Origin of the sequence: Bacillus sp. JJ783, from assembly GCF_036963225.1 — a bacterium.
GTDB lineage: Bacteria > Bacillota > Bacilli > Bacillales > Bacillaceae_G > Bacillus_A > Bacillus_A cereus_U.
Genome location: NZ_JBALMG010000057.1, coordinates 1,828 through 13,488 on the forward strand (window position 1 = coordinate 1,828; position 11,661 = coordinate 13,488).

Here is an 11,661-nt window from a genome sequence, read left to right on the forward strand (position 1 = left end):
GGACCAACAGGACCAACTGCAGTAGGATGTTGTCCATGTACAAATCTTCTTGACAATCCTGGATTTGACTTCCCAGGTGTGACAGGTGATACTGTACCAGGGTGGGTTCAAACAGGGGATGTTGAAGAAGTAGGTACACCAAATGTTCACAGTGGTCGTTTTCTTCCGAATGATACGTTTAGTCTTTTAGCTGCGGCAATTGGACCAGGCGGAAGCTTGACTCAACTCGTTGATGTTGAGGAAGGATGTTGTTTTACGCTTTCTTTTGCTGCCGATGTAAGAGACGGGGCATTTCTTGTCGCTGCTGTATCGTTTCCAGAGCTTGGACAGGGATGTCCTCCTGCTTTTACAACACTTGGATCATCAAATATTCCACATATTGTACCAGTTAATAGACAACCACAGTCTAATTTCCAAAGTTATACTCTTGTTGTTTGTATCCCTGCTGGTGTCACAGAGGCATGTATTTCTTTCCAAAATATTGAGCCACCTCCAGGGCAAGGCGCAACAGCTTTTGTTGACAATGTTGTATTTCAGCCGACTGGTGGACCTTGTACTTCATGTTCACAAAATTTCTAATGTATTGAAGTACTTGAATCTTTTCGTTTTGCTGGCGGATCACAAAACCATTAAGGAGAGCCTTTGTGCTCTCTTTTTATGTTAGAAATCACCAGACACTCCCATATGCTGAGCGCATTCCTTTATAGTCCCGATACATATGAGCGATTCACTTTTGTAAACGGTATACTCCTTTAGGTGCACTATTCCCCTCCCTGCTATTAAAATAACATTTTTATTCAATTATCGGTTACAACGTTTGTTTGACTTGTCATCTTATATTCTTTATATAAGCACTTCAAAGCTTATAGAATTGTTTCATCAACCTCTTTATTATCAAATCGATTAGGTAAATCTCTTCCCCCAATTACATAAAGAAACGGAAATTCATGAAACATCCCTATTATACCAATATTTATTGTAGCGGTGGATAAACCACCTGTCACATGCGCTAAATGATAATACGGTATCCCTTCATAATTACCTTGTTGCCTTACCATTCCAATAATAATGGGTTCCCATAATTCCGGTTCTGCTTTATACCCTTGAAAAATATGTACTAAAAGTGAAAGAACTTGATTTAACTCTCCGACATTTTGCTCATCTCTAGGGTTTTCCTGAATATGAATCTTTGAAAAGTACGTTAAAACATTTTCTCTGACAGTTTCCCATCCTCCGTAGTGCATTACAACCGAGTGAGCAATATAACTGTCGTGGCAAGCTATCATTACTTCAACCGCTTTACTAAGTGTTAATGTAGTTCTTCCTTGTAAATGAGGATATAACTGCACACTATCCTCATTTGGATTAAACTTAATGTGATGAAGTGTATCATTCCAATTAATTTGTTTGTCCTTTACCATCCTCGCTACTGCAAATCCAATTGCCACTTTTGCTGCTGATGCTAATGGAATATAAAGATTATTATTATAGGAGGCAACTATATTTTCATATTTTGAAGAGTAAACAGCTACTCCAACTTGACCAGATTGTATTTCTTTTATTTTTCGTATGACAGTTTCCATATTCATCCCTCTTTTTATATTGTTATATCACCCTCTGAAAATTCGATATAAAATGTCAAAACCCTCCTTTGTTAAATTATATTGGTGAATACAAAAAAGATAGCATGAGATTTCTTCATACTATCTTTTGAAATATACACAATTTCTTTTTAAAATTATTTTCACAGTAATAGATACAGCTATTCTTCAGTAGGATTTTTAGGACCATTAAGCTCCAATTGATAAAAAGCTAAATCTAGCCATCGATTGAACTTATAACCGGCTTTTTTTATTGTCCCTGCATGAACAAATCCATAGTTTTGATGCAGGGCAATACTTTTCTCATTTTCTGCGTCAATTCCAGCAATTAAGGTCATATATTCTCTTTCCTGTGCAATAGCTATTAGTTCTTTCATTAAAGACTTCCCAATTCCATTTTTTCTATATTCCTTATCAACGTATATGGAGTGTTCAATTGAATATTTATAGGCAGGCCACGCTCTAAATGGACCAAATGTTGCAAATCCAACCACTTTTTCATCTTGTTCACAAACTAATATCGGATAACCTTCATCAATCTTTTGTTCATACCAACTTTGTCTATCTTCAAGTGTTACGGATTTATAAGCATATACAGCAGTAGAATTTAGAATGGCATCATTATAAATATCTAAAATATATGTTAAATCTTTTTTAGTTGCTTCTCTAATCATTTTCCCCTTCCTTTCAAAGTGATTTTCCTCTTTAACTTTCTATCAAGAGATCTTTCAATTGAAATTTTGAGTTTATTTATCTGAACGAACTCTAGCTTTTCGAAAACCATCAATTATATTTAGTACCGCAGATAAAATAAAGAAAAATAAACTTCCACCAATTAGCCACGATTTAAATTCAGTAGAGGATATGGTAAATATATTCGCCACATACGTAACGAAATCTTCGTTTAACAAATTCGGGTTTATGACTATTACAATGAACGCTATCGTTGCAGCTAACTGTAGGATTGCATTCCAAATTGCCATTTTGTTCGTCCATTGACCTTGTATAAATTTATATAGTGACATCGCTATTTCTAAAACGATCATAATAACAACGATTGGCCAGTACTGAAGTAAAACATCTTGATTGAAAGTTGGCGCGACAAAATTCAGTCCATTTTCAGTACCTTCATATACGCCTACAAGATGATTGGCATAAAAATAAAGCGTTGCCCATACTGCCGTCCACATCAGCCCTCCAAAAACTTCAAACTTTGAAATCGCCTTTTTCTTCGGGATATACGAGATGCTTTTCAAATCATCTGGTGTCCATTTTTTAAAACTTGTTGTTAATGGGTGCGCATCTTTTTCCTTATCCGTTCTTTCTAAAATAGCAAAAACAATTGTTACCCAGAAAAATACTTGGAGACCTACTTCCAATGTCCTTCCAATGCCTTCACCTATCATTTTTAAAATTACATTTAATACCGCCTGATCACCACTATAGCTAATAAAATTTTCTGCAACCATTGAAATAAGCGCAATAACAACCGCAATCGGTATAATCATTTTTAATAAAGTTATATACACATCAAAATAACGTGGTCCAATTAAATGCATCGGTCTATCCAAGTACCCATTAGCCAATGAGACTGGACTCCCTAATTTTTCAAGAACACTTTTTTCATCGTCTTCATTATAATCATCAGGTAACATATCCTCGATTGTTGACCGTAGTTCAAGTATAATATCTTCACGATTTTTTTCAGGTAATCTCTTCGCAACTTCCTCGACGTAGATATCAATCAAACTCATTCTTGTCCTCCTCCTTTAATAAGTTATAAAGTTCTTTCGAATCCTTTATCCATTCCTTTTTCAACTGCAAAAATATATCTAATCCATATTCACTTAAAACATAATACTTACGAGGTCTACTCTCAGTTTTATCCCAACTACTCGTCACTAGCTCCTGCTTTTCTAATCGGCGAAGTAGTGGATATAAAGTACTTTGATCTATCATGATTCCTGATTGCTCCAATAATTGGACAAGCGAATATCCATACTGCGGCGTTCTTAGTTGACTTAAAACCGCTAATGTCAATGTCCCTCTCCTTAGCTCAGTAATTAATGAATTTAATAAAGTATCCATTCATCCACCTCATTTCCATTACTATATGTCATACAGTATGTGTTTTATACTATGTATCGTACAGTATTAGTGTGACAAAAACAATGATTTTCCAAAAAAATATACAATAAAAAGCACAAACGATATGATTTGTGCTTTTCTAGCTAACTTAAATGCCTATATAACACGCTTAACTTTGTACCTCTAGTAATATAAACTCTCCTTTTTCTTTTGGAAATGGGACAACATCTACAATTGCATCTACGTTGATTACTCCGTATACATGCGGATATTTTTGACCGTTAGAAGCAAGTTCATATTTTATTTCTGCTTTTAACAGGGATGGATCAATTGTAAGTAATAAAACATCTTCTTCATGACTGAAATGTTTTTGAGCAACTTTTAAAGCTTCGTTTAATAATGAACAATGAATAAACCCCTCTTTTATAAGTGATTCTTCATTAATTTCTCCCGTTGTTTTCGCGATTTCCCAATTTCTTTTTGTTATTACCTTTGTAATCATTCCCATTTTCTCCCCCGTATCTTTATATAGGAAAACAAGAGGTCTTCTGTTCATTACTAGAAAAGCCTCTTGAATTTGTTATATATTTCTATCTCTTAATTAAAGGCGATATTTCCCCACTATAGAAAATCCATAAATCATGAAGTGATCTCGTACATCCGACATACAATAATTTCGCATCATGTTTTGTATTTTTGTAATGTTCTTCATCAACGTCGATTAGAAGTACTGCATCAAATTCTAACCCTTTCGCCAAGTATACTGGTACTACCGAAATACCACCTTCATACTTACTTTGATCTGCTTCAATGAAGTTAACAGTCAATCCAGCATTTGTTAACTTCTCATATATATCACGGCATTCATCGTCTGTTCTTCCTATTACCGCAATTGTTTTCACATCTTCATTTTGTAGATGTTGTAATGTCTTCACAATTTCAATAAATTGGTCCTCTACCCGAATTATTTTCACGTCTTCACCGCTACGGAAAACTGGTGTAGCAAGCCCTACTGGAATCTCTGCATTTTTTATTATTTCATTAGCAAATTCAATAATTTCTTTTGTAGAACGATAACTTCTCGTCAATTCATAATAGCCTGTTTCTTGGAATACTTCCTTAAAAGCACCCCAGTCTTCAATTCCTTGATAATCATAAATCGCTTGAGATAAATCACCTAATATAGTGAAAGAATTACCTAGTGTAATTTCTTTTAATACATAAACTTGGAAAGGCGAGAAATCCTGAGCTTCATCAATAACGACGTGATGGAACTTCTGTCCGATTTCAATTCCTGTTATGCGATGATGTATGTAAATTAAAGCTGGTAAGTCTTCCACATATACTTCTTTTTTACGACAACTCTTTTCTGTTTCTTGAACAAGCTCTTCAGGTAATACTTCGAGTATTTCTTTACTTTTCAACATTGAACTATACAGTGAAAGTGGGCTCATTTTCGGCCAAAAATTCATATATGTGCCCAATCTCTTTGTCGCTTCTTTTTTTAGTAACTTTTTCTCGTTTGTTTCTCCAAACTTTTTCAGTTCAATCTCAATCCAGCGCTTCATTCTGCCGACTAAACGTTCTCGTCTTTTCTTTAATGGATAGTGTTTATATTCAACCTGCATCCATTTTTTAACGTCTTCCACTGGAATAACTGCTTTATCCCATGCCTCAAAATCTTTTGTCGGTACTAATTCTTTTTCAAATTGAATCATTCTTTCTTCAATAAACGACTTGAATTCCAGCGTGCCTTTTAATTTACCGAGCATAACTTTTTTTTCATCGCGATTAATTGAAAAAGCTTCTTTCATTTTTTCTTCTGTCTGCTTCAGTTTCACCGAACCATCTAACGTACGTAATGCCCAATCTGGAAACGTTGTTTGACTAATATTTCCTACCCCTAACTCAGGAAGTACACTCGAAATATAATCTAAAAACAAACTGTTTGGAGCGAATACGATCATTCTCTCCGCTTCAAGTTGTTCACGATATTCATAAATTAAAAAAGCAAGGCGATGTAAAGCGATTGTTGTTTTTCCGCTCCCTGCAACCCCTTGAATTAATAATGGTAAGTTTCTTTCCGCACGAATAATATCATTTTGCTCCGATTGTATAGTCGAAACGATATCTTTCAATTTATTATCTTTATTCTCACCTAATCGATATAGAAGAAAATCATCAGCATGCGAGACATCTTCATTTCCTTTTACATATGTATCAACAACACGTTCTAGTTCTCTTTTTCGAATGGAAATGTTTCGCTTTAAATAAACATCGCCTTCTACTAATCCGTCTGGTGAATGATAAAATGCTAATTCATCACCACCGGTAAATGAATAAAACATACTCGCGACAGGTGCTCGCCAATCAATTACAATTGGTTTCATCGTATCTTTATCTGAAACACCTACTTTACCGATGTAAATTGGCATTACGTCTTCCTTGCCATCCTCCCGAAAATCTAATCTTCCAAAGTACGGCTCATGTACACCAATACGTAAGCTTTGTCTATTAGACTCCCTCATACTTTCAAGAATTTGCTCTTTAAAATCTTCTCCATAATAAACCGGAATTTTTTCAAGCTGTTCTAATTGATCATCCATCGTACTTAAAGTATCTTTCATTTTTTGTAACTCTGCGTCAAAAATGTTGTTCATTTGATGATTCCCTCCTGTCCGTTCCAATTTTTTTAGTCAAGACATAATTGTATTAAAAACCCATCCATAAAGTCAATAGTTAGATTGAGAATTTTCCGAAATAAAGAAAAATACAAAAAATATGCCTCTTTATCTAAGATTTTGAAGTATCCTTAAAACAAAATTTTCTCTCTCTTTATTTTCTTCCCTTCATAGATTGCTTACAAACAATCTAGATGGCACTGTATGTGAAAATAATCATTCTATTTATCCGAATCATTCCACTGACGACTTATTTCTAGGCCATAATCCATATCGTAAACTTCTTTTATAGCTTTAACTTTTTCAAGACTTGCATCGCTAAATACAGGTTTATTTTCAAAAGAATGTAGAACGATTCTTTCAAGAAGAACGCCTAGCGAAATATCATGATATTCTGCCATTGCTTTCAAAACTTTTACCATTCTTTTTTCCATCCTAATACCAGTTTGCACACGTTCAACTTTAATTTTTGTATTTTTTTCATTTATTTGTTCATTATTTTGTTTCATAACTTCACATCCTTAATGTAAAAAACGATATTTTGTTACCACGATAACAATGTATCATTATAACATTGATGTATGTTTTGTCAATTGTGTCATTTTATTATTGGTTAAACATAGTAGATTCTCGCCCTATTACTATTATCAAGATAATGTAATTTTGTATCCATATAACGAAAAAAACGCTATTCTTTTTATAGAAATATACAAAAAGGATGGCGTTTTTAATATGAATTTATCGATTTTTAATGAACTAGTATTAGTTTCCAAATAATCACAACGATATATGCCGCCTAATAATTTGGAGTGCTTAGTTAAAAAGATCTGATTCGTTTAACAAACAAGTGAATATAGTAGACCTATGTGTTTGGTTTAGCAAAAACATAGCTCATACTTCATTAACCCAACCTTTCAGTCGATTAGAAGCTAATAAAAATATTTACATGAGTACGGAAGCACTTAACCAACAATCTATATCAACTATTTTCGTCGTATTTGTTTATTAGATTCTACAAATTTGAAATCCCCCTCATACACATAAACTTATCTTAATGTGTATGAGGGATAAGCCCTACCTTTTCTTTATTTCTTTTTTACTTTTATACGATAAGATAAGCAATCATATAGTGAAGCTTGCTCTTTATATCGCGATTGTTCAAAATCAAATGCTCCGCCTGGGAAGAATCCTACTATACTTAAACCTGCTTCATCACATAGATGGCTAATCTCTTCTATTGTATAGCAACGTAAAGACTGTGTCACAATATCATTTGGATAATTAGGATTCCACCAATGATCTAACATTCTTTCATTTATACTATCATATTCATATTTTCGCATAGCTGAACTTAATGACATTTCTTGTCCACTTATCTTTTTCCAATACAATGGTTGATAAATATCAATAAGTGCACATCCATCATCCTTCATCCAATCTTTAATCCGTTTTAGTAAAAACAATTGCTCATCATCTGTTCCTACACCAAATCCATCTAAATAACTTACTACATCAAATTCTTCCGAAATGTCAATTTGATAGAAATCACCATGGTAAATCGTAATATCCTTACTTGAATGATCTCTTGCAAATTCAACTAATTCTGTTACAAGTTCAACTGTAATCATTTTTACATTTAACTTAGACATCGCCCTTGCGAATCCACCATTTCCTGCACCAAGTTCTAACATCGTTTGAAATGGATGACCAACTTGTTCTTGAACTTCTTTAGCAACCTGCTCTAGCCAGTTTTCTGTATTTATATCATAATTCGACAGTTCAAATTGTTTTTTGTAAAATTCCTTCACATTTAATTCGTTCATTATTATTCTCCTCCCGCAATAGATTTTTCTACTACAGGTGAGAAACTAAATTTCTGATACCCATGAAAAATCCCCCTTATTATTTCCCTATATTTACAATTTATCAAAATAATAAAAATTTTAAAAGTATAAATTCAAAAAGCAGATAATGGATTATTCCACTATCTGCTTTCGCATCATTCTATAGCTGCTTTTATTTTCCTTTTTGATACTCCACCCAATCACCAGAAATGATAACTTTCTTTAACATTTCTCTATCTTGAGCAACATACACATATGCATGTGTTTCTATATCCCAAAAATAAATAGTTTGGGTGATCCGGTCATATAAATCACTCTCGGGATTACCTGTATATTCTTCAAGTTCATCTAATTTTTGCAGAACATCACTATTTACTTCATAAACTTCCCCATATACTTTTTCCTCGTTTGAACAAACCATTGCAGGATACCCTTCGTTTGTATCAAATAATTTGCCATACGTCCATGCTCCGTCTGCGATGCATGTTGCACCTTGCATATAATGAGCATTCGTTTGCTCTTTTCTTAACGTGCCATACACGAAAACATGATGCATATGTCCCTATCCCCTTTTTATTGCTCTCTACTTTCTAATTTGTAAATATGCACGAATCATAAAGTAACTCACTTCACCTGGAAGCTGTTCTTTAATAGATTTCAAACCACCTTCTGCATTTTGTACGGCGGTTTCAATAAGAGCTTCATACGCTGCTGGAACAAAGCTTTGCCACTCTACTTCCATACCATCTTCAAAAGAACGGATTAAGTGGTTTTCAATCGTTTGTCTTGATAGACCTCTATCTTTCGCAATCTCATTTAGATCAATGCCTTGTTTATACATTTCATACGTTTCTATATGAGAATTCGCTGAAGCTTTTCCTGATTTTTTACGCTCTAAAATAACTTCAGTCTTAATTGTTTCAGCATAGTTTGGATTATCCTCAATAAAGTGCTGAACTGCTTGTAAGAAGTGAGACCCGTACTTCACAAGTTTGTGTTCTCCGATTCCTTTTACAGTTAGGAGTTCGGAGTCACTTTGTGGCATTTTCGCACACATATCTTTTAACGTTTGGTCAGAGAAAATAACGAACGGCGGTACACCTTCTCCTTGCGCAATTTCTTTACGCACTTCACGAAGCACTTCAAATAAAGGATGGTCTTGAACAATTTGTCTCGTTTCCACCCGTTCTTTGCGTAAAACATTCTCTTTACCAATTAATACTTCTTTTCCTTTTTCTGTTACTTTTAATGTCGGATACGTACCATGTTCAACTGCAATTAACTCTTCTGAAATTAAAAACTCAATAAACTCACTGACTTCTTTCACACTACGGTTTGACAAAAGACCGTATGTTGGCAAAGTATGAAAATTAAATTCAATGACTTTCTTATTTTTAGATCCAGTTAATACTTGTGCAATCATTTGCTTTCCGAATCGTTGGTTCGTTCGAATCATACAAGATAGTACCATTTGTGATTCTCTCGTCACATCGATACTTTCACGGTCGTCCGTACAATTACCACAGCGGCCACAATCTTCCTTCGGCTCTTCTCCGAAGTATTGCAAAATAAATGATTGTAAACATTGTTCTGTATGACAGTAATCGGTCATATTTTGGAGTTTTTCAAGTTCGTTTGAAAAACGTGATTCTCCAGTTGATTGATCGATTAAAAAGCGTTGTACTTGCACATCTTGAGAAGAATATAACAAAATACATTCACTATCTAATCCGTCACGACCAGCACGTCCTGCTTCTTGATAGTAACTTTCCATATTTTTTGGCAGTTGATAATGAATAACGTAACGGATATTCGATTTATCAATCCCCATTCCAAACGCTGATGTCGCTACCATAACGCTGATTTCATCTCGTAAAAAGAGTTCTTGCTGTTCATTTCGATCGTGATCGCTCATACCAGCATGATATTTCGATACCGAAACTCCTGCTTTCCCTAAATCTTCATATAACTGATCGACTACTTTTCTTGTAGCTGCATAAATAATCCCAGATTCCTTCTGATTTTGACGAATATAATCTGCTAAATACGCATTACGATCCTGTCCTTTAATTACTGAAAACGATAAGTTCTCACGTTCGAACGTTGTCATAATTGTATTTTCTTGATTAATTTCAAGCGTGTTACAAATATCATCACGCACTTGTGGTGTCGCTGTTGCTGTTAATGCTAAAACGAGCGGTTTTTCTGGAAGATAATCTAATATGCGATGTATATGTAAATAACTCGGGCGGAAATCATGACCCCACTGCGAAATACAGTGCGCCTCATCAATCGCTATCATCGGGATTTTCATATCGATAAGTTGATCAACAAACTCCATAGAATCAAGACGCTCAGGCGCCACGTAAAGCAACTTGTAATGCCCTTGTTTCGCCAATTGAATTCGTTGATTCGCTTCTGTAATAGAAATAGAACTATTAATATATGTAGCGGAAATACCGTTTTGTATTAATGTATCTACTTGATCTTTCATAAGTGAAATCAAAGGTGAGATAACTAATGTCGTTCCTTCGAATACTAATGCGGGAATTTGATAACAAATTGACTTACCACCGCCCGTAGGCATAATACAAACTGTATCTTTCCCATCTAATACATTTTTAATTGTTTCATCTTGTCCTCTTCGGAATGACGAATAACCGAAATAAGACGCTAAAAGTTCTTGTGCTTTTGTAAACAAAAAAGAGTCACCTGCTTTTCTATATCTTTCATCTATTCCTATTATATCATCACTTATGCGTCATGAAAGTGCTGAATGAAAGAGTTATATAATCTGTCATCAAATTGATTCTCGCCACTTTGAATTTTATAAGTATTTGAGTTCTAGTTGCTTCCTACGTTTTACAATATAAAAAACACAAATCTAGTACATAAGAAGAAAAAATTTCAATATAAATATTCATTTTATTCCCCTTCCTAGAATACTACTAATCGTATACATATGAATTTGAGGAGGTTAAATTATGAAACGTAGTTACAATAGTTCCATCAAGCCTAAAGAATCAAATAAACAACTCCAATTCTCTAATAATGATGCGTGGAAATATGAATCATTTTATAAGTATCAGCCCTTATTTTCTTATAGCAAGCTTATGAATTTCCTTTCTCAACTTTTTAAACGTTAATACATGTGCCAAATATATATCATTCAAACAAATTTTCTCAACATATAACTTATAGACTTACTACAATACAGTTGTTACCATATATAATAATCTGTTAGATAAACCCCTTATGTTGACCTGCTTAAAATTAGCAGGTCTTTTTTATCCTTACATATTGCAATGTATGATATCCTGGCTGAAAAGTCTTTTCTCCATTTTAGAACCCTATTCCACTCTCCACAAATGATTATAATTCCAAAAAGCAAAATATAAATCCGCTACATTCATACAAGCAATTCATTTTTTCTCAATACACAAAGTA

10 protein-coding genes and 1 pseudogene are annotated in these 11,661 nt (G+C 34.1%); 1 reads left to right on the forward strand and 10 read right to left on the reverse strand.

Going from position 1 to position 11,661, the window contains the following annotated elements; translation table 11 throughout:
- On the forward strand, positions 1-579 hold a 579-nt coding region (locus V7038_RS13140; RefSeq protein WP_335470475.1), incomplete at its 5' end, for a collagen-like protein.
- A gap of 218 nt (positions 580-797) precedes the next feature.
- Here the strand turns inward: V7038_RS13140 and V7038_RS13145 are convergent.
- The 10 genes and pseudogenes from V7038_RS13145 to recQ form a co-directional block, all read right to left on the reverse strand.
- A pseudogene (locus V7038_RS13145) lies at positions 798-1,583 on the reverse strand (serine hydrolase).
- 179 nt (positions 1,584-1,762) lie between these two features.
- The gene (locus V7038_RS13150; RefSeq protein ID WP_002161507.1) at positions 1,763-2,275 is read right to left on the reverse strand and encodes a GNAT family N-acetyltransferase; all 513 of its coding nucleotides are present in this window, start codon (positions 2,273-2,275) and stop codon (positions 1,763-1,765) included.
- Positions 2,276-2,347: 72 nt separating this feature from the next.
- Positions 2,348-3,355: an HAAS signaling domain-containing protein gene (locus V7038_RS13155; RefSeq protein WP_070146584.1), complete on the reverse strand. Its 1,008-nt coding sequence runs from the start codon at positions 3,353-3,355 to the stop codon at positions 2,348-2,350.
- Positions 3,342-3,689, reverse strand: a complete 348-nt coding sequence (locus V7038_RS13160; protein WP_002110296.1) for a PadR family transcriptional regulator — start codon at positions 3,687-3,689, stop codon at positions 3,342-3,344. The genes V7038_RS13155 and V7038_RS13160 overlap by 14 nt, the downstream gene beginning before the upstream one ends.
- A gap of 169 nt (positions 3,690-3,858) precedes the next feature.
- Positions 3,859-4,191, reverse strand: coding sequence for a DUF952 domain-containing protein (locus V7038_RS13165; protein WP_070139470.1), 333 nt, complete (start codon positions 4,189-4,191; stop codon positions 3,859-3,861).
- Positions 4,192-4,279: 88 nt separating this feature from the next.
- The gene (locus V7038_RS13170) at positions 4,280-6,349 is read right to left on the reverse strand and encodes a HelD family protein (RefSeq protein ID WP_070139400.1); all 2,070 of its coding nucleotides are present in this window, start codon (positions 6,347-6,349) and stop codon (positions 4,280-4,282) included.
- A gap of 242 nt (positions 6,350-6,591) precedes the next feature.
- Positions 6,592-6,879 (reverse strand): hypothetical protein, encoded by a 288-nt coding sequence (locus V7038_RS13175; RefSeq protein WP_002110300.1) that lies wholly within the window; start codon positions 6,877-6,879, stop codon positions 6,592-6,594.
- A 576-nt stretch (positions 6,880-7,455) separates the two neighbouring features.
- On the reverse strand, positions 7,456-8,193 hold the full coding sequence (locus V7038_RS13180) for a class I SAM-dependent methyltransferase (protein WP_070139401.1): 738 nt from the start codon (positions 8,191-8,193) through the stop codon (positions 7,456-7,458).
- Between the two features lie 193 nt (positions 8,194-8,386).
- On the reverse strand, positions 8,387-8,770 hold the full coding sequence (locus V7038_RS13185; protein WP_002110302.1) for a gamma-glutamylcyclotransferase family protein: 384 nt from the start codon (positions 8,768-8,770) through the stop codon (positions 8,387-8,389).
- A 27-nt stretch (positions 8,771-8,797) separates the two neighbouring features.
- Positions 8,798-10,915 carry a DNA helicase RecQ gene (gene recQ / locus V7038_RS13190; RefSeq protein WP_070139402.1) on the reverse strand — a complete coding sequence of 706 codons (2,118 nt, stop codon included), beginning with the start codon at positions 10,913-10,915 and terminating at the stop codon, positions 8,798-8,800.
- Positions 10,916-11,661 lie beyond the last annotated feature (746 nt).